The following is a 23,762-nucleotide window of genomic DNA, read 5'->3' as shown; positions in this document are numbered from 1 at the left end:
TCCCAATGTCTGAACCCATCCTTCTGAGTCTGTCCGGCTCATTGCGCCAAAGTGCCACCAACCGCAAATTGCTGCGCGAAGCGGCACGGCTGTTCGAGCCGGGAACGCATATCGAAGCTGATCTGAACCTGCCGCTTTATGATGGTGATCTTGAAGATGGCGAGGGCATCCCCGAAGCCGTACAAACTCTGTCCGATCAGATCGCTCAAGCCCATGCCGTGATCATTTCGACCCCGGAATACAACAAGGGTCCGTCTGGTGTTCTGAAGAATGCGTTGGACTGGGTCAGCCGAACCGATGGCCGCCCCTGGGCCGACAAACCGGTTGCCGTGATGTCGGCCGCCGCAGGACGCGCAGGTGGCGAACGGGCACAGATGGTTCTGCGCGGCTACATGGTTCCGTTCCAACCACGCATCCTGCAGGGACCGGAAATCCACCTGGCCAGCAGCTCGAACGAGTTTGACGAGCAGGGCAAATTGCTGAGCGACCGTTACGAAAGTTCTCTGCGGACGCTGATGCAGAAACTGCGGGCCGAGGCCGGGTTCTAAGATCAAGACGCCGCTTGCCGGGTCAGGTCCGTCTGCATAATCTGCCGACATGAATGAGGATATACAGACAGATGTGATGGACCCGGCTCGCGCCTCCGCGCTGCTGGCAGCGCTTGGATCTAACGACAGGGTCGCAGCAGGCGATCAACTGCCGCCATTCTTTCACCAGCTGTATTTCTGGTCGCCTCAGGTGCCTGCCAGTTTGGGACGGGACGGGCATCCAAAGGTTGGGGACGGCCTAATCCCCGATATGGGCTTGCAACGTCGGATGTGGGCCGGGGGACGATTGCAGTTTCACACTCCGCTGGTCGTGGGTTCAAAAGCCGTGCGCCGGTCTGTTCTTGAAAGTGCGGCAACAAAAACCGGACGGACGGGACCGCTGGGGTTTGTTACCCTGCGACACGAGATTTCTCAGGACGGTCAATTGTGTCTGAGCGAACGGCAGGATCTGGTTTATAGGCCTGACCCTTCGGATACTGACATCAAGCCCAAGTCACCTATGGCCCGTACCGATGAAACCGACAGGCGAGACGTCACCTTCGACAGCACGTTGCTGTTCCGATACTCGGCGCTGACCTTCAATGGGCACCATATCCATTACGATCTGGACTACGCGCGGGATGTCGAAGGGTATGACGGTCTGGTCGTTCATGGCCCGCTGCTGGCACAATTATTGATGCTGTTTGCCGAGGATATGGCAGGTCCCTTGGCTCATTTCTCATTTCGTGCGTCATCGCCGCTGATGCACTTTGAAACGGCAACCTTGTGCCGGAATGGCCAAGCGATGTGGGCGCGCGGACCTGATGGGCGGCAATGCATGTCCGCCGAGGCCGTCCCGCGATCAGAGTGATGCTTCGGGTCTGAAGTCACCCGGGATTGCGTCCCGGTCCTCAAGAACCAGATCCGCCATGACCGCGGCTACTTTCGGGGCCATACCGAAACCGATCTTGAAACCACCATTGGCGATGAATTGACCTTTGTGTACCGGGTGCGCGCCAAGCATCGGTGCGCGGCTTTTGCTGCGCGGCCGTACACCCGCCCATCGTTCGATGACCTCTGAGCCATGCAGGACGGGAACGGCCCGCATCGCCCGGTCTAAAACGTCATCCAGAGCCGCGTCCGTGCTGGTCGGATCGTCATAGTCACGCTCCGAGGTCGATCCGATTGCCAATGTCCCGTCCGCATGCGGTATGAAGTGGATCGCGTCTGCAAACAGCTGCGGGACTTCACCCGCATCAAACCGCAGCAGCGCGGCTTGACCCTTGACACCGTTGCCAACTGTTCTGCCAAACGCCTCGCTCAGTTCCTGAAGTCCGGCAAGCCCGGTTGCATGGACAACCTGCCCACGATCCGGTGCGTCGGCTACGACCTCGACGCCCATCACAGCCAATGCCGCAACCAAGGCCGCACAGGCCCGGCGCGGATGCATGCGGGCGCTCAGCGTATCATGGATGACAAAACCAGTGGGGCTGGGTGGGCACCATGCGCCGACTGCGGCTGTTTCAACAACCCGCCATTCAGCCCGACCCTGCCACAGTTCAGCCGCCGTTTCGGCGCGAGCATGGGCAAGTTCCAGCGTTCGGGTGTCGGCGATGGGTTGTAACCGGCCCAGCCGCGCATATCCGGGTGAAACGCCGCCTGTGGCCTCGACCTGTGTCCAGAACGGTTCAGCCATGATCAGGCTGTCGAACTGAAATGCCTTCTTGGCATTCCAGTTTTCTGGCACATGCGGGGCCAGCGCGCCAACCAGACCACCGCTGGAACCAGCACCGGGGCCAAAGGGATCGACGATTTGCACCTTTGCGCCGCGCCGCGCACAGGTCCACGCGATGGAAAGGCCGAAAATCCCTGCACCACGCACCGTCACATCGACCATTGCCATTCCCCTTTACCTTGTTCAGTGTCGCGCCGCTTAGCTACAGGATTCCCCGATGGCAGACCAGCGCGCCGAACTGACGTGGACAGAGGATCAGATCCCCGTCTCGGACCGTTTCGACGATCCGTACTACTCGTTGCAGAACGGGTTGGAAGAGACGCGCCATGTGTTTCTGGCAGGCAATGACCTGCCCGTACGGTTTACACCGGGGTTTCACATTGCAGAGCTGGGTTTTGGCACCGGATTGAACATGCTGACCGTCTGGTCCGAATGGGAGAGATCGGGCCAGACCACGCCCCTGACCTTTACAAGTTTTGAGGCCTATCCGATGAGGCCCGCGGACATGTCCCGAGCGCTGGCGGCCTTTCCTGAACTTGCGCCTTGGTCTGACCGGTTCCTTGCGCAATGGGAGGGCGGCACATGTGATTTGGGCACCCTGCGGCTTGAGGTTGTTAAAGGCGATGCGCGACAAACCCTGCAAGCATGGGAAGGTGCCGCCGATGCGTGGTTTTTGGATGGGTTTTCTCCGGCTAAGAACCCCGAATTATGGGGTGCAGACCTGATGCAGCAGGTCGCCGACCACACGGCCACTGGCGGAACGGCGGCGACGTATACCGCCGCCGGGTTCGTGCGGCGGGGGCTTGAGGATGCCGGTTTCACTATTACGCGCACACCCGGTTATGGCCGCAAGCGCCACATGACCCGGGCGGTCAAATCATGACGCAGCAGAACAATACTCGCGCCGGGATTGCGTTGATGGTCGGGGCGACCATCGTCTTTGCACTGCAGGACGGTATTTCGCGCCATCTAGCGGGAACATACAACACATACATGGTCGTGATGATCCGCTATTGGTTCTTCGCCGCCTTTGTCATCGCTTTGGCCGCACGTGCGCCCGGCGGATTGAAGGCCACTACCCAGACAAGCCAGCTGAAGCTGCAGATATTTCGTGGCCTGCTGTTGGCGGCCGAAATCTGCGTCGCGGTGTTCAGTTTTACTGTGCTGGGCCTGATCGACGCGATGGCTGTCTTCATCTGCTACCCGTTGTTGATCGCCGCTCTCAGCGGGCCGGTATTGGGCGAACAGGTCGGCTGGCGACGCTGGGCCGCGATCGGCGTTGGGTGCATCGGTGTTCTGATCATCCTGCAGCCCGGCGTAGGTGTCTTTAACCCTTGGGCCATTGTACCGCTGATCTCGGCTTTCATGTTTGCAGTCTATGGTTTGCTGACCCGTTACGTGTCCCGCCGGGACAATTCCGCCACCAGCTTTTTCTGGACAGGCGTCAGTGGTGCCGTCGCCATGACGCTAGTGGGAATGTGGTTCTGGGAGCCGATGGCACAGACGGATTGGGCCTGGATGGCGCTGCTATGCGTGAGCGGCGTTCTGGGGCACTGGTTGCTGATCAAATGCTATGAGATGGCCGAGGCCAGCGCGGTGCAGCCCTTCGCCTATTTCCACCTGGTCTGGAGCGCGATCCTGGGAATCTCGGTCTTTGGTGAAACGCTGCGCCCTGAAGTGGTCATAGGCGCAGCGCTGGTTGTCGCCGCCGGGCTGTTCACCCTATGGCGCGAAAGACGCCAGCGTTGACCCGACCAGTTCCTGCGAGAACGGGATCGGCAAGGCAGGTTGGCCAAGACGGGCGCGATAGACCGGTAGGCTTTCCGACACACGCATCACGTAGTTGCGGGTTTCGCTGAACGGGATCGCCTCAATCCAGTCGACCACGTCGATTTCACCTGCGCGCGGGTCGCCATAGCGATCCATCCACGACATCGGCCGACGTGGACCTGCGTTATATCCGGCAGCCATCATCACGACGTTTCCGTTGAAATCAGCGGCCAGACCGGACAGGTAATTGGCACCCAGCTTGGCATTATATTGCCAATCCGAAGTCAGCTTGATCGTCTTGTGGCCGCTTAGGATACCCAATTCCTTGGCAACAAGCTTTGCCGTTGCCGGCATGACCTGCATCAGCCCGCGCGCACCGGCACCGCTGATCACAACGGGGTCAAACTCGCTTTCCCGACGGGCAATGGCCAGCGTCATTTCTTTGGCCATGGGCAAACCCATGTCGGCCACCGGATGCACCGGGTAATAGGCGGCTGGCAAAACCAGGCCGACTGTTGCAGCGCGTTTGGCGATCATCACGGCCAGATGCGGCTGCTTCAACTCGATCACCAAATCGCCCAACTGATTGGCCTGAACCGGGTCCAGCCCTTCCACCAAATGAGTCAGGAATCGCTCAGAAAGGGTGTCTTCGTCAGCTTTCAGCAGCAGTAGCCCGGCCTCCAGCACACTTGAATTGGAGAACTCAGCTTGTTTCCAGTGTGGCGCCCGGCGGGGGGTGGCCAGTTCACTATCGAAAGGACGCCCGATCTGCTCTGCAGCCAGCAAGCCGTAGAAAGAGGATTGGTAATCCGCACCCATCGCATAAGCGTCATAGGCTTTTTCGGCGTCACCATGGGCCGCATAGGCACGGCCCAACCAATACCCGGCGCGCCCTTTCGAGATCGGCGATTTCACCGCGTCCGAGAAGTTCTGGAAATGCCGGATCGCGGTCGCCGGATCATTCAGCTTCCGCAAGGCCAGAAACCCGGATAGCCACTCCAGATCCGCATAGCCATAGCCCATTTCAGGCGTCATGTGGTGATTGGCAGCAATCTGATAGGCGCGGTTCTGGTCCCCGTTCCGCATCTCAAGCCGGGCCAACCGGCGGCGGCCTTCGGCCCATTTGTCAGGTTCCCCCAACGCATCAGGGCCGGTAGAGCGCGCCAGCATCAAGTCAATCGCGCTGTCGTCCAGCTCTTTCCTGTCACGCCAGACGAACCTGTCAAAAGCCAAGCCCGGTGAATCGCCGAGCGATTTCGGAACCGCCGCCACCTTGCTGTCGACGCCGGGTTGCCGTTTCTGAAGGCCGATCCGCGCCTCAGCCAGTTTGCGCTGATCGGCGCTGACCAGCGGCAGCATCTGACCTGCGCTGACAAGATGGTTGTCCCATAGCATCCGGTCCAGACGGGCACCGTGATGGGGTTTCAGCAGCTTGCCAAAATTCTCAAGATAGTCTTTTTGCAGACCCGAACCCATTGGCATGGTCCGCCATGCCGCGACGATGTCAGCCTCTGCATCTCCCTGACGACCCTTTGCCTTCAATGCGACTGCATAGTTCAACGCACCCTCTGCGGTTTGCGGCGGCCGTTCGGCATAGAATTTTAGAACGCGGTCCGGATCAGCGCCAGTAAAGGCGGGCTCACTTTTGCGCCGCAACCAGGCCAGACCCGGCCAGTCTGGACGACGGTCCAAAAACACCAGAACGTCACCCGAACTGCCAAACCCTTCGCGCAGCCAGTGCCAAACGATGATGTCCCGAGACACTGAACCCCGCGCACCAGATACACGCAGGGCCTCATTCCAGTCCCCCTTGCGCATATCATTCATGCCGGCCCGCAGATCACCTGCGGCGTCGGCCCGCACTTGTGTGCCCGAAATCAGAATTACGACCGTCAAAAACGCCAGAAAGCGTGTCATCCCTTGCATTTCCCAACCAACCAAGGATACAGCCATTCAGGATAAAGCTTGCGCCGTCGGGTTCAACTCAAGAAAGACAGATTTCTGGCAAACCGAGGCGTAAAAATTACAAACTGCACCTAAGGAGCGTGTCATGTTCAAAGGCTCTATGCCAGCCCTCGTCACACCGTTTAGCAACGGCGAGTTGGACCTGAAGACGCTCAAACACTTGGTGGAATGGCAGATTCAGGAAGGCTCTACGGGGCTGGTTCCCGTTGGCACCACCGGCGAAAGCCCCACCCTGAGCCACGAAGAGCATGAAACTGTTGTGGATGAGGTTGTAAGGGCCTCGGCTGGTCGCGTACCTGTGATCGCGGGTGCTGGGTCAAACAACACTGTTGAGGCTATCCGGTTTGTGCGATTCGCGCAGAAAGTGGGTGCGGATGCAGCTCTGGTTGTAACGCCATATTACAACAAGCCCACGCAAAAGGGTCTGCTGATGCATTTCCGTGCGCTGCATGATTGCGCGGATATTCCGATCATCATCTACAATATTCCCGGCCGTTCGGTCATCGACATGACCCCTGAAACCATGGGTGAGTTGGCGAAACTGCCGCGCATTGTGGGTGTGAAGGACGCGACCGGAGATCTGGCTCGCGTCAGCCAACAGCGCGCCTCCTGCGGCCCGAACTTTTGCCAGCTGTCCGGCGAGGACGCGACGGCGCTTGGTTTCAACGCGCATGGCGGATTTGGCTGTATTTCGGTCACGGCGAACGTCGCGCCCAAACTGTGTGCCGAATTCCAGCAGGCGACGCTGAACGGCGATTACGCCAAGGCGTTGGAGTATCAAGACCGCCTGATGCCCTTGCACGAAGCGATCTTTATCGAGCCAGGCCTGGTGGGTGCCAAATACGCGCTCAGCAAATTGGGTCTGTGCAGCGAAGAAGTCCGCTCGCCCCTGTCAGGGCTGGATGGCAGCACCAAGTCGGCGATCGACGCGGCGCTTCAGCACGCAGGCCTTATCTAAGGCGAATTCAAAAAGAAAAAAAGGCGGCCTCGAACCTCGAGCGCCGCCTTTTTTTGTTCCGGATCTAGGCTTCATCTGGCCAAAAATATCCCACGGGAGTCGCGGCTTGCCGCGACGGGGGCAGAGCCCCCTATCGTTTTCCGTAATACAGCCCGACGACATGCTCGGCCTGTGCGAAGAACAGCCAGCGTGACGTCGCAACACCGGCCAGATGGGACAGCACAGCCAGCAGCGCGAAGAGATGGCCGAATGGCAACAGCAGCAGGATAACCGGCAGAACAAACGCCAACGCAAACGAGATGATGCGCAGCTTTTCAGCATGCTTGCGGCCAACGACGTGAACGAATTCACGCAGCAAATAGTTGGTGCCGGTATGAGGAGGCTCGAATGCACGCACGGTGCCGCGATCGCCCAATCCGGTGGCCGTGCCCAGATTTGTGCCGGACTCCTCCAGCGCTTTGTCGCCCTTTTTCCAATACAGGATCTGCACCAGCGCGGCGATCAGCAGCAGCGGCAGCGCCACTCGGACCTGCCCGGCCAGCAGTGCACCGCCTGCCAGGCTGAAGCTGAGAAACATGGCCGGAGTCAGGTTCATATTCCAGCGGGGAATGGTTTTGAGTTGCGTGTAGATCATCGACGTGGTGAACACGGTCAGTAGCGAAAACAGGGCACCGATCCAGCCAAGAAGGCTCCAGCGTTGGCCCAGAAAGATAACGCCAATCGCATAAAGCCCCATGACAACAAGGGCAATGACCGCACACCAGCCTTCACGACTGAGCCAGCTTGTTTTCCATTGTGTGAACGCCTTCCAGGCCCGTTCGGGATGGCCAAGGTGAAAGGTGGACGCCATCAGACCGCCGACGGCAAGGGCGTATGCGATAGCAAAAAAGACGAAAGCAACCCAGCCAGAGACGTCTGGCAGACCGAGGCTCAAAAAGAACAACAGTCCAAAGCCAAGACCCGACAGGGTGGTGAAAATGATGACGGAAGGTGCTGGATGCATCAGAGCTTCTCCAAGGTCTTGTCCAGCCAGCTAAGGAACCCTTTGGGCTCTTCAGCGACCGGTGCCAGCAACGGTGCCAGGATGTCGATCTGATCTTCGACGTTGTCCTTGGGCCGTGGCGGCAGGTATTTGTTGACGGGTTTGGTGCCCATTTCCGGCATCAGGTCCATGCCACCGCGTTCGGCGACCAGTTTGCTGACATCACTGTCCGCATCGCCCAGATCGCCAAAGTGACGTGCCCCTGCGGGACAGGTACGCACGCAGGACGGAACACGGTCTACTTCGGGCAGGTTTTCGTTGTAGATACGGTCAACGCAGAGGGTGCATTTCTTCATCACCCCTTCGGCCTGATCCAGTTCACGTGCGCCGTAGGGGCAGGACCACGCGCACAGGCCACAACCGATGCAGTCGCTTTCATTGACCAGAACGATGCCGTCCTCGACCCGCTTGTAGCTAGCCCCTGTGGGGCAAACGGTGACGCAAGGCGCGTCCTCGCAGTGCAGGCAGGATTTTGGGAAGTGGATCAGCTGGGCATGACCTTCCGCAGGCTGCACCTCGTAAGAGTGCACCCGGTTCAGGAAAGTGCCCGACGGATTGGCGCCATACGCGTCCTGATCGGATAGCGGTGCGCCGTAGTTTTCGGTGTTCCAGCCTTTGCATGAGATGACGCAGGCGTGGCAGCCAACGCAGGTGTCCAGGTCAATGACCAGACCCATCTTGCGGTCGGTGGATGTGGGGAGCTGGGTCATGACTACCTTGCCTCCGCTTTTGTGGTGAGGGCGGGCTGGGGCGCTGCCCCAGACCCCGGGATACTTTTAGCCAGATGAAGCAGGGATCGGATCATTTGCCTACCTTCCATGCCAAATCCTTCGGTCCAGTTCCGACCGGAGATTCAATCGGTGGGAATTCCGGTTGGCTTTCCGCATCCGTTGGTGGGTCAGCTTTTTCGATCTTCACTTTCAGGTCGAACCATGCGGCCTGACCGGTGATCGGGTCAGAGTTGGCCCACCGCAGACCATCGCCTTTGGGCGGCAGCAGCTCGTGGATCAGGTGGTTCAGCAGGAACCCTTTGGTGGCCTCGGGCGCGTCTTCTTGCAGCGCCCATGCACCTTTGCGTTTGCCAATGGCGTTCCAGGTCCAGACGGTGTTTTCGTTCAGGGCCGCCATTTCCATGACCGGAACCGTGATCTCGCCATGTGGCGAGGTCACCTTGGCCCAATCACCGTCCTGCAGGCCGTTCTCGCGCATCAGCTTGGTCGGAACATATAAAGGATTGCGTCCGTGCAACTGGCGCAGCCATGCGTTCTGGGTGCCCCAGCTGTGATACATCGCCATGGGGCGTTGGGTCAGAGCGTTGACAGTGAAGCCTTCGTTGCCGGTCTGGTCGGTTTCGTACCAGATGGGCATCGGGTCCAACGTCTCTTTGATGCGTTCCCGTAAGTGTTCCGGCGGCTGACGTTCGCCATGTCCCTCGGCAGCAAGCTGGAACTTGCGCATCGGCTCGGAATAGAGCTGGAACAGGTATGGCTGCGGGCTGTCATAGATGCCCATGCCGACAGCCCAATCTTGATAGGCAGCGTTCCATGGTTTGTAGTAATCCGCGCCTTCGGGGATGTGGGCCACGTAGAAGCCGCCGTTTTCAATATAGCGGTTCAACTGGTCAGGGTTGACCTCGCCGCGGCCTTCCCTATCGCCGTTTTCACCACGGAAACCGGCAAGCGGGCCGATGCCGGGCTTGCGTTCGTGATTGACGATATAGTCGGCGTAATCTGTCCATTTGGCGCTGCCGTCTTCATTGGTGAAGCCCGGCAGGCCCAAGCGGTTGGCCAGTTCGACAAGCGCTGACTGGAAGCCTTTGACATCCCGGTCGGGCTCAATCACCGGCCAGCGGATTGCGTCGGCTGCAGCATCCGCTTCGCAGATCGGGCGATCGAGTAGCGAGATACAGTCGTGGCGCTCCAGATAGGTGGTATCCGGCAGGATCAGGTCGGCATAGGCCACCATTTCCGACGAATAGGCGTCGGAGTAGATGATATGCGGGATCACATAATCGCCGTTCTCATCCTTGTCCGTCAGCATTTCCATGACACCTTTGGTGTTCATGGATGAGTTCCAGGACATGTTGGCCATGTACATGAACAGCGTGTCGATCTTGTAGGGATCGCCCGCATGTGCGTTCGAGATTACCATATGCATCAGCCCGTGGCTGGACATCGGGTTGTCCCACGTAAATGCCTTGTCGATCCGCGCCGGGCTGCCGTCTGCCTTCAGCGCCAGATCCTCGGGCCCTTGGACAAAGCCCAGATGCGGGCCATCCAGCGGCGTATTCGGGGTCACCTTACAGTGCGGTCTCGGGTGCGCCTCGACCGGTTTGGGGTAGGGCGGTTTGAAGCGGAAACCACCGGGGACTTCGACCGTGCCGAGGATGATCTGCAACACGTGCAGTGCGCGGCAGGTCTGGAAGCCATTGGCATGGGCCGAGACACCGCGCATCGAGTGCATGGCAACCGGGCGACCGATCATCTTGGTGTGTTTTTCGCCGCGGAAATCAGTCCATTCGCGCTCCAGCTCGAACGCCTCGTCAAAGGCAACGCGGGCAAGCTCACCCGCGATGGCGCGGATACGGGTGGCGGGGATGCCGCATTGCTCGGCGATCTTCTCGGGCGCGTATTCGTCGCTGAGGTAGCGTTCCGCCATCAGATGGAACACGGGGCGGTGGGTAACGCCATCCTTCTCAAAGGTCGCTGACAGGTCGGGGCGGACACCCGGTTTGTCAAACGCCGTCAGCTCGCCCGTGTTGCGATCAACAACCAGTGGCTTGCCATTCCCATCGCGCAGGAACAGACCCTTGGTGGGGCCTTCGGAGGCGTCGACCAGAACCGGCGCGTTGGTGTAACGGCTGAGATAGTCCAGATCGATCTTGCCGGCCTTCATCAGCACGTGGATCATCGACAGGATGAACAACCCATCGGTGCCAGGAGTGATCCCAACCCAATCGTCAGCCACCGCGTTATAGCCCGAGCGGATCGGGTTGACGCCGATCACCCGTGCGCCACGGGCCTTGATCTTGCCGATGCCCATCTTGATCGGATTGCTGTCGTGGTCTTCGGCAACACCGAACAGCATGAACAGCTTGGTGTGGTCCCAGTCAGGCTGGCCGAATTCCCAGAACGCACCGCCCATCGTATAGATGCCGCCTGCAGCCATGTTGACGGAGCAGAAGCCACCGTGCGCTGCATAGTTACAGGTGCCGAAATTCTGCGCCCAAAAGCTAGTAAAGCTTTGGCTTTGGTCCCGACCGGTGAAAAACGCCAGTTTCTCTGGGTTATCTTCGCGGATAGGCTTGAGCCAGCCAACGGCGATGTCCAGCGCCTCGTCCCAGCTGATCTCTTCAAACTTGCCCGAACCACGCGGACCGACGCGTTTCAGTGGCGCGCGCAAGCGGGACGGGGCATTGACCTGCATGATCCCTGCCGAGCCCTTGGCGCACAAAACACCCTTGTTGACCGGGTGATCGCGGTTGCCTTCGATATAGGCAACCTTACCGTCTTTCATGTGTACGTTGATGCCGCAGCGGCAGGCGCACATGTAGCACGTTGTTTTTCTGACCTCGTCAGAGACCTTGGGAGAGGTATTAATGATTGGCTGGTTCATTTCTGGTCCCTGTGGCTTTTGATCCGATTATTCTCATGAGCAGAGATCAATCGGAACAGTATTTCGCTTTAGCCGGATTTACGAGGCGTCTGTCCGGGTTTTGGATGTTTCTGCTTGCACGGCCGTAACCGCGATCATGTGCAGAACGTCCTCGGCGGAGCATCCGCGTGAAAGGTCGTTGGCCGGTTTCGCCAGCCCCTGAAGGACCGGGCCGATTGCTTCGGCACCCCCAATACGCTGCGCGATCTTATAGCCAAGGTTGCCTGCGTCGAGATTCGGGAACACAAAGACATTTGCCTCGCCGCGCAGGGGCGAGTCTTTGGCTTTCTTTGCAGCCACCTCGGGGACGAATGCGGCGTCAAACTGCAGCTCGCCGTCGATCAACAGATCGGGGTCGGCCGATTTTGCAATCTGCGTGGCCTCGCTGACCTTCGTGACTTTCGGATGATTGGCGCTGCCGCCGGTGGAAAAGGACAGCATCGCAACGCGGGGTGTCTCATGCGTCAGCGCCTTGAAAGACGCGGCAGATGCCCGGGCGATTTCGGCCAATTCCTGTTCGTTCGGATCAACGACCAGACCGCAATCTGCGAAGATATGTGCGCCGCGTACTGTGTGATGATCCCGGCAGTAGAGCATCAGGAAAAAGCTGGAAACCATGGCCGCGTCGGGCGCTTTGCCGATGATCTGCAAAGCGGCGCGCACTGTGGCCGATGTGGTCTCAACAGCCCCGCCGACAGTTCCGTCGGCATTCCCGGTATGAACCAGCATCGCGGCATAGTTCAGGCGGTGTTTGATTTCTTCAGCGGCCTTTTCAGGCGTCATGCCCTTGTGCTTGCGCCGCTCGAAAAGCTCAGCTGCAAACGCTTCGGCATGGGGAGAGTCCGATGGATCGTGGATTTCGATGCCGTCGACATCCTGACCAGCCTGTTCGGCCAGCAGGGCAGTTACTTTGGCTTTGTCACCAACCAGAATGATGCGCGCAACACCTTCATTACGGGCCTTCAAAGCACCTTCAACAACACGTGGATCATCGCCCTCAGCGAGGGCGATGATCTTGTCGGAGCTGCTGGCAGCTCCGAGAATTGTGCGCAATGGCTTCACGCGATTATGCCCCGGCCGACGAATTCATGTCAGCCGCGTCGACACCGGCAACACGGACCGGCTTTTTCATGGCGTCGCGACGGAAGGGATCGCCCAGTTCCTGGTTGATCATGGCTTCGATCAGGGTGGTGATGCCATTTTTCTGGTCGATGATCGCCTGGTTCAGGGCCGCGGTCAGCTCGTCCTGGGTGCGTGCAACGACGCCTTTCAGACCACATGCGGTTGCGATACCGGCATAAGAGACCTGTTGGTCCAGTTCGGTGCCAACGAAGTTGTCGTCGAACCACAGGGTCGAGTTACGCTTTTCAGCGCCCCACTGGTAGTTGCGGAAAACGATCTGGGTCACGGCTGGCCATTCTTCGCGGCCAATCGCGGTCAGTTCGTTCACTGCGATACCAAAGGCACCGTCACCCGAGAAACCGACAACCGGAACGTCCGGGCAACCGATTTTCGCGCCAACAACGGCAGGCAGGCCGTAACCACAGGGGCCAAACAGGCCAGGTGCCAAGTACTTGCGGCCTTCTTCGAAGGACGGGTACGCGTTACCGATGGCGCAGTTGTTGCCGATGTCGGACGAGATGATTGCCTCGGTCGGCAGGGCGGACTGAATTGCGCGCCATGCCATGCGGGGGCTCATCCAGTCGGGCTTGGCTGCACGTGCACGCTCGTTCCAGGTGGTGCCCGGATCGTCGTTCTCGTGGGTCAGCGAGCTCAGTTCTTGCGCCCATGCCGATTTGGTGGTGGCGATCAGGTTCTTGCGGTCTTCGCGACCGGCTTCACCGGCGTTGTCGCCCAGACGTGCCAGCAGACCTTCGGCCACTTTTTTGGCGTCGCCCACGATGCCGACGCTGACGTCTTTGGTCAGGCCGATGCGGTCTGGGTTCAGGTCAACCTGAATGATCTTGGCGTCAGTCGGCCAGTAGTTGATGCCATAACCGGGCAGGGTCGAGAACGGGTTCAGACGCGTGCCCAGAGCCAGAACAACGTCAGCCTTCGAGATCAACTCCATACCGGCTTTCGAGCCGTTATAGCCCAGAGGACCGGCAAACAGCGGGTGCGAGCCAGGGAAGGCGTCGTTGTGCTGGTAGCCAACGCAAACCGGAGCGGTCAGACGTTCGGCCAGATCGGCGGATGCGGGGATCGCGCCGGACAGAACAACACCGGCACCGTTCAGGATGACCGGGAATTTGGCGTCGGACAGCAGGGCAGCCGCTTCGTCCAGCGCTTCGTCGCCGCCAGCAGTTGCGGCAAATTCGACGATCTTGGGCAGTTCGATGTCGACAACCTGGGTCCACATATCACGCGGGATGTTCATCTGAGCAGGCGCCGAGGCGCGCTTGGCTTGCAGGATGACACGGTTCAGAACTTCGGCGATACGGCTGGGGTCGCGCAGTTCTTCCTGGTAGGCAACGCAGTCCGCGAACATGCGCATCTGTTCCATTTCCTGGAAGCCGCCCTGACCGATGGTCTTGTTGGCCGCCTGCGGCGTGATCAGCAAAACCGGAGTGTGGTTCCAGTATGCGGTTTTGACGGCGGTCACAAAGTTGGTGATGCCGGGGCCGTTCTGCGCGATCATCATCGACATCTTGCCGGTGGCGCGGGTGTAGCCGTCTGCCATCATGCCGCCGGAACCTTCATGGGCGCAGTCCCAGAAATTGATACCTGCGGTTGGGAAGATATCCGAGATCGGCATCATGGCCGAGCCGATGATTCCGAACGCATGTTCGATCCCGTGCTTTTGCAGAACCTTAACAAAGGCCTCTTCTGTGGTCATTTTCATCTGAGTGTTCTCCGCACAATTGAAGAAAGGTTCGGGCACAGCACCCGCCTTTGACACGGTTTTGGCGCAAGGGGCGAAGCGGCGTTAGGGCCAGAACGTTAGGCGGGATATGTCCAGAGTCGTGCTAGGCGGACCGGATGGCATCCGCGATCAGTTTCACGCCCGGCCCGATGCGGTCTCGGCCAATGGACGAGTATCCAAGGCGATAGAAGTTGCGCGGCCGGTGCAACCCGTTGAAGAACGGGGCGCCTGGTTCGATATGGACGCCCTGGCTCTGCAACTTTTGGGCAAGTTTGGTCGTGTCCACACGCTCGGGGGCCGACATCCAAAGCGACGAGCCGCCCATGATTCCGCGTCCGGCAGCGGTAAGCCCGTACTGTTCGACTGCAGCATCCAACGCTTCGCGGCGCCGGGCGAGGGTCTTGGACATACGCCGAATCTGAGCATCATAATGGCCCAGCGACAGGAAATAGGCCGCAGTGCGCTGGATATGGCCCGGCGGGTGGCGCAGTACCAACGAACGCAAAGCGCGAGCCTCGCGAATAAAGGGTTCGGACCCGACAATGTAGCCTAGGCGCAATCCGGGAAATAGCGACTTCGAGAAGCTGCCTACATAGATCACCCGTCCGTCGCGATCCATTGACTTGAGGGCCGGGGACGGGGATCCCAGAAAGGCCATTTCAAACTCGTAATCGTCCTCGACCACCATAGCGTCCAGTTCGCGGGCGCGTTTCAGCAACTCGTGGCGGCGATCAACAGGCATGGTCGCGGTTGTCGGGCTCTGATGGCTGGGGGTGGTGAAAATCACATCTGTTTCATCCGGCAACGCGTCCGGGGTCAGGCCGTCGCGGTCGACGGCCAGTGGCGAAACCTTGCAGTCGGAGTGATTAAGCAAATCCCGCAGCGCATAATAGCATGGGTCTTCGATCACGGCCGTGCGGTTGCGGTTCAAAAGGATGCGTGAGGCCAGCCACAGCGCGTTTTGAGCCCCCATGGTGATCAGGATCTCTTCGGGGCGAGCGGCGATTCCGCGGCGCGGCAACGTGTGACGGGCGATGAATTCAATCAGCAGCGGATCATCCTGATCCATGTAGTCCCCGGTCAGAGATGCAAAATCCTTGTGACCCAACGCACGGACCGCGCAGAGACGCCAGTTGGCGTGGTCGAACAATTTCCGATCTGCCTGACCATAGATGAAAGGGTATTTGTAATCGCGCCAATTACTGGGCTTGGGCAGCACGTCCCCATCCGAGAACCTGCGTGCCAAGGCCGTGTCCCAGTCGACATTTTCATCGCGTTTTTGAACAGGCGAATACTTGGGTGGCACGGGCGCGTTTTGCGACACGAAATATCCCGACCGGCCTTTGGCAGTCAGGTAGTCATTGGCCAGTAGTTCCGTATACGCCAGTGTCACCGTGATCCGGCTAACACCCAGATGCGCCGCCAATTTGCGAGACGAGGGCAGCTTTTCCCCAACGTGGAACCTGCCAGACAAGATGCCTTCGGCAATCATCTGCTGGATTTGCGCCTGCAGCGTGCCTTGTCCGTTCAGTTCCAGAAAGAATGTGTCGACCGATATTCCCATAGCGCCTTATAGGGTGGACTTAAGGTGAGGGCAATCTGGACTTAATCTCGCCTCGAGAATTCGTGAACAAGGCGCTTGACGAATAAGAACGACTCATCTAAAAAACTAGAAACCTAGTTTAATGGAGGAGTCAGATGTGGGAAACAGCTGCAGCAGGATTCTCGGCCATGGGCTCTGAAGCGCGACTGAAGGTTCTCAAGACATTGGTTCGGGCTGGCGAGGCTGGGTTGACCGTTGGGGAAATCCAGAACCGCACAGGCATTGCGCCTTCGACATTGGCCCACCACCTGCGTTTCCTCGCAGCCGGCGGGGTCGTCGAGCAAGAGAAAATCGGGCGCGCCACGATCAACCGCGCAAATTACGAAGAATTGAGAGGCCTCGCGCAGTTCATCCTTAGCGAATGCTGCGCGGACGAAGTGGGAAAGGCTGCGAACGATGGCTGAGCTGACACAAAACCCAAAGGCACCGGCAAAGGTGGCCGTTGATCTGATCAAGACCCCATGGGCAGTGATCGTGGCCATTCTGACGCTTGTGGCCGTCCTTAACCCCGGCAATTGGGGAGAGGTCGTAACCTTTGCGGGCAAAGCCCTTGCCCATACTGGCCAGTATATTCTGTTCGCCGTCTTGCTGCTGTCTTACCTCAAGGCGACAGGTGCCGAGGTGATGGTCGCGCGCGCCTTTGAGGGGCGCGAGACGCGGATGATCTTTCTGGCCGCGGTCTTCGGCGGGCTCGCTCCGTTCTGTTCTTGCGAAGTCATTCCGTTCATTGCCGGATTGCTGGCGCTTGGTGCGCCTTTGTCGGCTGTTATGGCATTCTGGCTCAGCTCGCCCTTGATTGATCCACCTACCCTGTTGATCACGGCAGGTGCATTGGGTTGGCCATTTGCGATCGGAAAGGCCATTGCAGCGGTCGCACTCGGTCTGTTTGGTGGCTTTGCCGTCCGTGCCCTGATGCGAGGTGGTGCGTTTGCCCAGCCTCTGCGCGAATACAAACCGGCTGGCTGCGGCTGCGGACCTAAAACAGAGGACAAACCTGTCTGGAAGTTCTGGCAGGAACCCGAGCGCCGTCAGCGCTTCCGGTCCGAGTTCATTCACAACAGCCTGTTCCTGTTGAAATGGTTGGCTCTGGCCTATGTGCTCGAGGCGCTGTTGGTCAGCTATGTACCCGCCGATCTGATCGCGCGCGTGGTGGGCGGCGAAGGTGTTGTACCCATCGTGATCGCAGCGCTTGTCGGCATGCCTGCCTACCTGAATTCCTACGTCGCACCGCCGCTGCTGGCTGGCCTGATGGAACAGGGGATGAGCGCAGGGGCCGCGATGTCCTTCATGGTCGCGGGTGCCGTCAGTTCGATCCCAGCAATGGCCGCCGTCTGGTCATTGGTCAAACCACGGGTCTTTGCGACCTATCTGGGGCTGGGGATCACTGGGGCCATCACCGCTGGCATTCTGTTCCAGATGATCTGAAACCAAAGCCGCCCGGTGCACTTGCCGGGCGGCTTTTCTTATCCTGCTTCGCAGTGGCGGGGCAGTTTGAACCGATACCGGGCTTCACCACTGTCAACATACACTCGTTTTTCAATGCAGGCCGTGGTGCCAACGGTTTGTGAGACCGGAGCTTCGGTCGAAGTGACCGAGGTCGCAGACCCGTCCGGCAGCCGGACCGAAGCAATGACGCCGTTCTTGAGGTCCCCGTTGATGGGTGTCGCTGACAGGACGTTGACGGTCATAAATGCCTCATGCTCGTGCTCGCCGCTGTCGTTGAAGATCAGCAAACCAGCAGCGACGGCAACAAGACCAACACCGCCTGCCACGGGCAAACCCCAGGTCTTCAGGAAGGCATAGATCGAAACGGCGCGATGCGGTCCAAATAGTTTGGAAAGAACGTTCAGCATGGTTTTCTCGTAAAAAAAAGCCCCGGTCCGTTCAGGCCGGGGCTGTCTGTGCTTTAGGGGCGCGGATCGTCTTCGTCTTCGTCGTCAGCACCGCCTTTGGGCAGGTTGAAGAAGCTGTCCGCGTCGAGGATCGGTTCTTCTTCTTTCTCTTCCGCAGGCTCGTCCGACAGCGAGAAGGTTTCCAGACCTTCGATGGCAGTCGGGATCTTCGGCGCCGCGTCCATTTCCAGCGACTGTTCGGTCGAGACCAGCTTGCGGCGCTCGTCATCGCTCATGACGCCACCTTCGGCAGCTTTCTTGGCTGCGGCCTTCTGCACGATCGCGTCCAACTCGGACTGTTTGCACAGGCCCAGGGCAACGGGGTCGATCGGCTGCATGTTGGAAATGTTCCAATGGGTCCGTTCACGGATCGACTGGATGGTTGGCTTGGTGGTGCCCACCAGCTTGGCGATCTGACCGTCGCTGAGTTCCGGGTGGAACTTGACCAGCCACAGGATCGAGTTCGGACGGTCCTGACGCTTGGACAGCGGAGTATAGCGCGGACCGCGACGCTTTTCTTCGCCGCTTGCGGCAGGGTTGAACTTGAGCTTCAGCTTGTACAGCGGGCTGTTCTGCGCAGTGTCGATCTCGTCCTGGGTCAGCTGGTTGTTGGCGATGGGGTCAAAGCCTTTCACGCCAGCGGCCACATCGCCGTCTGCGATGCCCTGCACCTCAAGCTCGTGCATGCCTACGAAATCCGCGATCTGCTTGAAGCTGATCGTGGTGTTGTCCACCAGCCATACGGCTGTTGCCTTGGCCATAAGCGGTTTTGCCATCAGCCCGTCTCCTATAAATACATCTTTCCCGTCGCCGGAATTCGGCGGCCCCTTTTTTGGGGCAGGTTTCCGTTGTCGGGGAACTTGGTCCGTATATAGTCGCGCCAAGACAAGAAGGGAAGAGGCGAATGCGCTGGGTTGTTTTGGGGCTGGTTCCGTGGATTTTCGGTGCAATGGCGGCGCTGGGTGATGGCGAAAAGGCGGGCGAGTTTGACTATTATGTCTTGTCGCTCAGCTGGTCGCCAAACTGGTGCGCCCGCGAAGGCGACGCGCGCGGATCAGATCAATGCGACACCCGGCATGACCATGGCTGGATCCTGCATGGTCTGTGGCCTCAGTACCATCAGGGTTGGCCCGCCTTCTGCCGCACGCCCGAGGCACCGCCATCGCGCGCTATGTCACGCAAAATGACCGATATTCAGGGCAGTTCCGGTCTGGCGTGGCATCAGTGGAAAAAGCACGGGACCTGCTCGGGCTTCAGCGCGTCCGACTATTATGCGCTGTCCCGGCAGGCGTATGAGGCGGTTGAGCGTCCTCAGGTATTCCGCAAGCTGGACGCCTCGGTCAAACTGCCTGCATCGGTCGTGGAAGAAGCCTTTCTGAAAGCCAACCCCGGCCTTGAGCGCGACATGATCACTGTGACCTGCAAGCAGGGCTATATAGAAGAGGTCCGCCTGTGCTTGTCGCGCGACCTTGAACCCGTGCCTTGTGGGCGAGACGTGATCCGCGATTGTACGGCCAAAGACGCGCTGTTCGACCCGATTCGTTAGAGTTTCTTGTTCTGGCATTCCCGCGCATATTCCAGCGCTTTGGCCGTGCCTTTCAGATCAATCGCCATCACCGTCTCACCCGCGGGGTTATAGACGGTCATGGTTTTGTTCTGGGCAATCGCATCCACGAAGCTGCGGTCGGTGAAAAACACGGTTGCGCCGGGCACATCGCGCTGATTGAAGCCGATGGCAGTGGCGTCATAACTTTTGCCGTCCAGATCGAACCGGATTGGATAACTCTCGCCCTGTTTGATATCGCCCCACGCCTTGTTGTAGACGGCAAAATATCCCCGATTGTCCAGCGCGTCATAGCCCAGCCGCACGACCGAGAGGTCCTGATAGATCGTCTGGATCAGGCACCCATTGCCAAGCGCGGGATCCATCATGATGTTCCAGCCTTCGACAAAGCCTTTGTCGATGAGTTGTTGTGACCATGCGGCGGTCGCGGTGAAGGCGGCGAAGGTGAGGGCGAGAAGGCGGGTCATTGATTGCATCCTGATAGTTCTAATTGGGCAGAAAGCCCTAGAAATCCTGTTTGGGCAAGGAACAGGCTCGTTTTGACAGCTTTTTGCACCACGCGACTTACAGTTTTTTCCTCAACAGCATGGCTCATTGGTGTCTATTTGCCTTATTTGCAGCTAGGTGGAAACGACCCATCGGAGTTCTCGTTGAGTATACCAACTTAAGTATCAGCATAGCAGATGAGTGTCTCGTCACCGGGACCATCTCGAGAAAACAGTATGAACTCAGTTGTTCCGCCAGTCTTTTTTTCAAGAACCAGCCTAAATCGCGTGACATTTGGTGGGGAGTTACGGATTTTTTGCCAGATAGGCCCGCGAGGATCTTCAACAAGTTGATCCACGTCTTTCCATTCGTCCAAGATAACAACGGCTACGTCCGCATGAGCGAACTGATCAGGCCTCGAGTTAGGATCAATACTCGGGCTTTTCCGTGAAACTATTTTGTAGAATGCATCTAGCTGGTCTTTTTGCCAGTCAGAGACAACAATTAGTTTAAGTTTAACCCCGTCTTCGGCATTTGCCGTCCCGGTTGTGCATTGAACTGCAAAAAATAATGTAGCAACTGCCCCAAAAATTGCCTTCATAAGCGCTCCTAATTCTATGTATGCAACATAATCTAGGCATACCAAAAAAGACTAAAGTTCCTTCCGCGCCTTTAACGCCGCCGTAATCGTCCCATCATCCAGATAGTCCAACTCGCCCCCAATCGGCACACCCTGCGCCAGTGAAGTCAGACGGACCTGTCCCTCCAATTGATCCGCGATGTAGTGGGCGGTGGTTTGCCCATCGACGGTGGCGTTCAGGGCCAGAATGACCTCAGAAATCCCTTCGGCCATTACGCGATCCTTGAGCCGGGGAATGCGCAGTTCGTCCGGGCCGACGCCGTCCAAGGCAGATAGCGTGCCGCCCAGAACGTGATAGCGACCTTTGAAAACTGCAGCGCGCTCCATCGCCCAGAGGTCGGCGACGTCTTCGACCACGCACAGCTCTCCGGTCGCGCGATCCTCGCTATCGCAGATGTCGCAGATATCGGTGGTGCCGACATTGCCGCAATTCAGGCATTCGCGGGCGGTGGCGGCCACCTGCTGCATTACGTCCGACAGGGGCGTCAGCAGCAGGGCGCGTTTGCGGATCAGGTGCAGCACTGCGCGGCGGGCCGAGCGGGGGCCGAGGCCGGGCAGTTTGGCCATCAGATCGATCAGATTGTCGATATCGCTGTTCGAACTCACGGCGTGCGCTCCTGCAAAAGGGCCGGGCAGTTGTGCCCGGCCTTTGGGTCGTCAGGAGTGTCTATCAGAACGGCAGCTTCATGTCTGCGGGCAGACCCATGCTTTCGGTCAGCCTTGCCATCTCTGCCTGAGAGCGTTCGGCCGCTTTGGTCTGCGCGTCCTTGATAGCGGCCAGAATCAGATCTTCGACAACTTCCTTATCATCGCCGTTGAAGATCGACGGATCGATGTCCAGACCCTTCAGCTCGCCTTTTGCGGTGGCGGTGGCCTTCACCAGCCCTGCACCGGATTCGCCGACAACCATCAGGTTGTTCAGTTCTTCCTGCATGTCCGTCATCTTGGTCTGCAAATCCTGTGCGGATTTCATCATCTTGGCCATATCGCCCAGACCGCCGAGTCCTTTGAGCATTGCTTTTCTCCTGCAAATCGGTTTGCCGCCTAAATACGGATGCTGCCGGTAGGGTACAAGGGGAGAGCTTCTCCCGCCCGTCGTCGAGGTCTGTGGCAAGACCTTTCCTCCCGTTGGGCCCGGCAGTGTTTCCGCTTTGGTCGTTCGGATCAATCCTCCTCGAACGGATCCCATTCGTCTTCGACCTCCGGCAGGGCTTCGGTTTCGACCTTGGCTGCGCGTTGCTCAGGGGTTTCGATCCGTTTGATGCGCGCTTTCGGAAACTGCATCAGAACGGCTTGAACCAGTGGGTGTTGTTCGGCCTGCGCTTTCAACGCCAGATCAGCCGCGTCTCGAACCTCGGCGATTGTTGCCGCGTCCCCATCGGCCACGATTGAGACGGCCCATCGGTTTCCGGTCCAGCGTTGCAAGGCCGACCCAAGCCTTTGCGCCAGATCGGTCGGCGCTTTGTCCGTCGGTGTGAACTCGATCCGTCCCGGGGAATACGAGACGAGACGCACACCGTTTTCGACCTCAACCAACAGTTTTACGTCCCGGTTGGTGCGGATCAGTTCGACCACGTATTCGAAGGTTGGATAGCGTGCCAGCGCGGCCTGGATGTCCTGGGCAAGCGCTGCGGTGGGTGCCCCTGCAGGCCCGCGTTGTGCCGAGAGATGCGTAGAGGATGTCGTCTGTGCAGGTGCATGAGTTGGCACGGCCACGCCACCGCCGGGTCCCTCGTTCGGTGGTGGTGGAGGCGCATCCTGTAGTCGTTTGATAAGTTCTTCGGGGCTGGGCAAATCGGCCACATGGGTCAGACGAATGATTGCCATTTCGGCGGCCATCATCGCGTTGGGTGCTGCAGAGACCTCCTCCAGCGCCTTCAGCAACATCTGCCACATGCGCGTCAACACCCTCATCGGCAGCGCCTCGGCCATCTGTTGACCGCGCGCACGTTCATCCGGTGAGACGGTGGGGTCATCGGCGGCATCGGGCGTGATTTTGACCACGGAAACCCAATGGGTGATCTCGGCCAGATCGCGCAGAACGGCCAGGGGGTCGGCCCCTTCGGCATACTGGCCGCTCAACTCGGTCAATGCCCCAGCCGCATCGCCACGCAAAATCATGTCCATCAGATCCAGAACGCGCCCGCGATCTGCAAGGCCCAACATTGCCCGAACCTGATCGGCGCTTGTTTCCCCTGCACCATGTGAGATCGCCTGATCCAACAGCGAGGTCGCATCGCGCGCAGAGCCTTCGGCCGCGCGTGTGATCAAAGCAAGCGCGTCTTCTGCGATCTGTGCGTTTTCCGCTGCGGCGATTTTGTTGAGCAAACTGATCATGTCTTCGGGTTCAATCCGGCGCAGGTCAAACCGCTGGCAGCGCGACAGCACAGTCACCGGAACTTTGCGAATCTCGGTCGTGGCGAAGATGAACTTTACGTGCTCGGGCGGTTCTTCAAGCGTTTTCAGCAGCGCATTGAAGGCGCTGGTCGACAGCATGTGAACTTCGTCGATGATGTAAATCTTATAACGCGCACTGGCGGCACGATATCGGACACTGTCGATAATCTCGCGAATGTCGTTCACACCGGTCCGGCTGGCGGCGTCCATCTCCATCACGTCGACATGGCGTCCTTCCATGATGGCCACACAATGCTCGCACTGGCCACAAGGTTCGGTCGTTGGTTTGCCTTCGCCATCGGGGCCGATGCAGTTCATGCCTTTGGCGATAATCCGGGCAGTGGTGGTTTTACCTGTACCGCGAATGCCGGTCATGATGAAGGCCTGCGCGATCCGATCCGCTTCGAACGCGTTTTTTAGCGTGCGCACCATTGCGTCCTGTCCAACCAGATCTGCAAAGGTTTCAGGGCGGTACTTGCGGGCAAGAACCTGATAGGCGGGGCTGGGCGTTTCGGTCATGTCTGCTCTGTCAGATTCGTGTCAGAAATGCAGCGTAGAGACCCGGGCCGCTCGCGTCCACAGCAGGCTTTGTGGAATTTCGGTTTGGACGGCGTCTGTAAGCGGGATAAACCGGCTTTGAAAATCGGGTGGGCCGGTGGCAGTAGG

General features: G+C 58.8%; 24 protein-coding genes. 8 read left to right on the top strand and 16 right to left on the bottom strand.

Annotated elements, in window-relative coordinates; all coding sequences use genetic code 11:
- Positions 1–5 precede the first annotated feature (5 nt).
- Both DS906_RS19610 and DS906_RS19605 read left to right on the top strand, forming a co-directional pair.
- Entirely contained in the window at positions 6–548 is a 543-nt protein-coding gene (locus DS906_RS19610) for an NADPH-dependent FMN reductase (RefSeq protein WP_113791734.1), read from the top strand.
- A gap of 49 nt (positions 549–597) precedes the next feature.
- The gene (locus DS906_RS19605) at positions 598–1,398 is read left to right on the top strand and encodes a MaoC family dehydratase N-terminal domain-containing protein (RefSeq protein WP_113791733.1); all 801 of its coding nucleotides are present in this window, start codon (positions 598–600) and stop codon (positions 1,396–1,398) included.
- On the opposite strand, the gene DS906_RS19600 is transcribed toward DS906_RS19605, so the two are convergent.
- Complete coding sequence (locus tag DS906_RS19600; RefSeq protein WP_199528604.1) at positions 1,390–2,430, bottom strand: FAD-binding oxidoreductase; 1,041 nt, start codon at positions 2,428–2,430, stop codon at positions 1,390–1,392. The genes DS906_RS19605 and DS906_RS19600 overlap by 9 nt on opposite strands.
- A gap of 49 nt (positions 2,431–2,479) precedes the next feature.
- Here DS906_RS19600 and mnmD point away from each other — a divergent pair, with 49 nt between their 5' ends.
- Both mnmD and DS906_RS19590 read left to right on the top strand, forming a co-directional pair.
- Positions 2,480–3,145 carry a tRNA (5-methylaminomethyl-2-thiouridine)(34)-methyltransferase MnmD gene (gene mnmD / locus DS906_RS19595; RefSeq protein WP_113791732.1) on the top strand — a complete coding sequence of 222 codons (666 nt, stop codon included), beginning with the start codon at positions 2,480–2,482 and terminating at the stop codon, positions 3,143–3,145.
- Entirely contained in the window at positions 3,142–4,011 is an 870-nt protein-coding gene (locus DS906_RS19590) for a DMT family transporter (RefSeq protein WP_113791731.1), read from the top strand. Before mnmD ends, DS906_RS19590 begins: the two co-directional genes overlap by 4 nt.
- On the opposite strand, the gene DS906_RS19585 is transcribed toward DS906_RS19590, so the two are convergent.
- Positions 3,985–5,949, bottom strand: a complete 1,965-nt coding sequence (locus DS906_RS19585) for a lytic transglycosylase domain-containing protein (protein ID WP_113791863.1) — start codon at positions 5,947–5,949, stop codon at positions 3,985–3,987. The genes DS906_RS19590 and DS906_RS19585 overlap by 27 nt on opposite strands.
- Before the next feature lie 133 nt (positions 5,950–6,082).
- Here DS906_RS19585 and dapA point away from each other — a divergent pair, with 133 nt between their 5' ends.
- Positions 6,083–6,955, top strand: coding sequence for a 4-hydroxy-tetrahydrodipicolinate synthase (dapA, locus tag DS906_RS19580; RefSeq protein ID WP_113791730.1), 873 nt, complete (start codon positions 6,083–6,085; stop codon positions 6,953–6,955).
- Positions 6,956–7,085: 130 nt separating this feature from the next.
- Here the strand turns inward: dapA and DS906_RS19575 are convergent, their stop codons facing one another.
- From DS906_RS19575 to DS906_RS19550, 6 genes are all read right to left on the bottom strand, one after another.
- Complete coding sequence (locus DS906_RS19575) at positions 7,086–7,958, bottom strand: DmsC/YnfH family molybdoenzyme membrane anchor subunit (RefSeq protein ID WP_113791729.1); 873 nt, start codon at positions 7,956–7,958, stop codon at positions 7,086–7,088.
- Entirely contained in the window at positions 7,958–8,707 is a 750-nt protein-coding gene (locus DS906_RS19570) for a 4Fe-4S dicluster domain-containing protein (protein ID WP_108861155.1), read from the bottom strand. The genes DS906_RS19575 and DS906_RS19570 overlap by 1 nt, the downstream gene beginning before the upstream one ends.
- Before the next feature lie 91 nt (positions 8,708–8,798).
- Positions 8,799–11,612, bottom strand: coding sequence for a molybdopterin oxidoreductase family protein (locus DS906_RS19565; RefSeq protein ID WP_113791728.1), 2,814 nt, complete (start codon positions 11,610–11,612; stop codon positions 8,799–8,801).
- A gap of 78 nt (positions 11,613–11,690) precedes the next feature.
- Positions 11,691–12,713, bottom strand: coding sequence for a phosphate acetyltransferase (gene pta, locus DS906_RS19560; RefSeq protein WP_113791727.1), 1,023 nt, complete (start codon positions 12,711–12,713; stop codon positions 11,691–11,693).
- Between the two features lie 4 nt (positions 12,714–12,717).
- Complete coding sequence (gene xsc, locus DS906_RS19555) at positions 12,718–14,493, bottom strand: sulfoacetaldehyde acetyltransferase (protein WP_113791726.1); 1,776 nt, start codon at positions 14,491–14,493, stop codon at positions 12,718–12,720.
- A 124-nt stretch (positions 14,494–14,617) separates the two neighbouring features.
- A complete protein-coding gene (locus tag DS906_RS19550) occupies positions 14,618–16,078 on the bottom strand; it encodes a PLP-dependent aminotransferase family protein (protein ID WP_113791725.1) in 1,461 nt (486 codons plus the stop codon).
- A gap of 134 nt (positions 16,079–16,212) precedes the next feature.
- On the opposite strand from DS906_RS19550, the gene DS906_RS19545 reads away from it, so the two are divergent.
- Both DS906_RS19545 and DS906_RS19540 read left to right on the top strand, forming a co-directional pair.
- The gene (locus DS906_RS19545; protein ID WP_058272522.1) at positions 16,213–16,521 is read left to right on the top strand and encodes a helix-turn-helix transcriptional regulator; all 309 of its coding nucleotides are present in this window, start codon (positions 16,213–16,215) and stop codon (positions 16,519–16,521) included.
- Positions 16,514–17,542: a permease gene (locus DS906_RS19540; RefSeq protein WP_113791724.1), complete on the top strand. Its 1,029-nt coding sequence runs from the start codon at positions 16,514–16,516 to the stop codon at positions 17,540–17,542. Before DS906_RS19545 ends, DS906_RS19540 begins: the two co-directional genes overlap by 8 nt.
- Before the next feature lie 38 nt (positions 17,543–17,580).
- Here DS906_RS19540 and DS906_RS19535 read toward each other — a convergent pair whose 3' ends face one another.
- Both DS906_RS19535 and DS906_RS19530 read right to left on the bottom strand, forming a co-directional pair.
- Positions 17,581–17,970 carry a hypothetical protein gene (locus tag DS906_RS19535; RefSeq protein ID WP_113791723.1) on the bottom strand — a complete coding sequence of 130 codons (390 nt, stop codon included), beginning with the start codon at positions 17,968–17,970 and terminating at the stop codon, positions 17,581–17,583.
- A 53-nt stretch (positions 17,971–18,023) separates the two neighbouring features.
- The gene (locus DS906_RS19530; protein ID WP_113791722.1) at positions 18,024–18,785 is read right to left on the bottom strand and encodes a DUF1013 domain-containing protein; all 762 of its coding nucleotides are present in this window, start codon (positions 18,783–18,785) and stop codon (positions 18,024–18,026) included.
- 128 nt (positions 18,786–18,913) lie between these two features.
- Here DS906_RS19530 and DS906_RS19525 point away from each other — a divergent pair, with 128 nt between their 5' ends.
- Complete coding sequence (locus DS906_RS19525) at positions 18,914–19,555, top strand: ribonuclease T2 (RefSeq protein WP_113791721.1); 642 nt, start codon at positions 18,914–18,916, stop codon at positions 19,553–19,555.
- On the opposite strand, the gene DS906_RS19520 is transcribed toward DS906_RS19525, so the two are convergent.
- From DS906_RS19520 to DS906_RS19500, 6 genes are all read right to left on the bottom strand, one after another.
- Entirely contained in the window at positions 19,552–20,040 is a 489-nt protein-coding gene (locus DS906_RS19520; protein WP_113791720.1) for a hypothetical protein, read from the bottom strand. The two genes, DS906_RS19525 and DS906_RS19520, sit on opposite strands and share 4 nt — an antisense overlap.
- Positions 20,037–20,168, bottom strand: coding sequence for a hypothetical protein (locus DS906_RS22655; protein ID WP_255415435.1), 132 nt, complete (start codon positions 20,166–20,168; stop codon positions 20,037–20,039). The genes DS906_RS19520 and DS906_RS22655 overlap by 4 nt, the downstream gene beginning before the upstream one ends.
- Before the next feature lie 69 nt (positions 20,169–20,237).
- Positions 20,238–20,660: a hypothetical protein gene (locus DS906_RS19515; protein WP_113791719.1), complete on the bottom strand. Its 423-nt coding sequence runs from the start codon at positions 20,658–20,660 to the stop codon at positions 20,238–20,240.
- A gap of 51 nt (positions 20,661–20,711) precedes the next feature.
- The gene (gene recR / locus DS906_RS19510) at positions 20,712–21,305 is read right to left on the bottom strand and encodes a recombination mediator RecR (protein WP_113791718.1); all 594 of its coding nucleotides are present in this window, start codon (positions 21,303–21,305) and stop codon (positions 20,712–20,714) included.
- Positions 21,306–21,369: 64 nt separating this feature from the next.
- On the bottom strand, positions 21,370–21,714 hold the full coding sequence (locus tag DS906_RS19505) for a YbaB/EbfC family nucleoid-associated protein (protein WP_113791717.1): 345 nt from the start codon (positions 21,712–21,714) through the stop codon (positions 21,370–21,372).
- A gap of 149 nt (positions 21,715–21,863) precedes the next feature.
- Positions 21,864–23,615, bottom strand: a complete 1,752-nt coding sequence (locus DS906_RS19500; RefSeq protein WP_113791716.1) for a DNA polymerase III subunit gamma/tau — start codon at positions 23,613–23,615, stop codon at positions 21,864–21,866.
- Positions 23,616–23,762: the final 147 nt, after the last annotated feature.

Origin of the sequence: Ruegeria sp. A3M17 (assembly GCF_003318255.1) — a bacterium.
Classification (GTDB): Bacteria; Pseudomonadota; Alphaproteobacteria; order Rhodobacterales; family Rhodobacteraceae; genus Ruegeria.
This window is presented reverse-complemented; position numbering and strand designations above follow the sequence as displayed.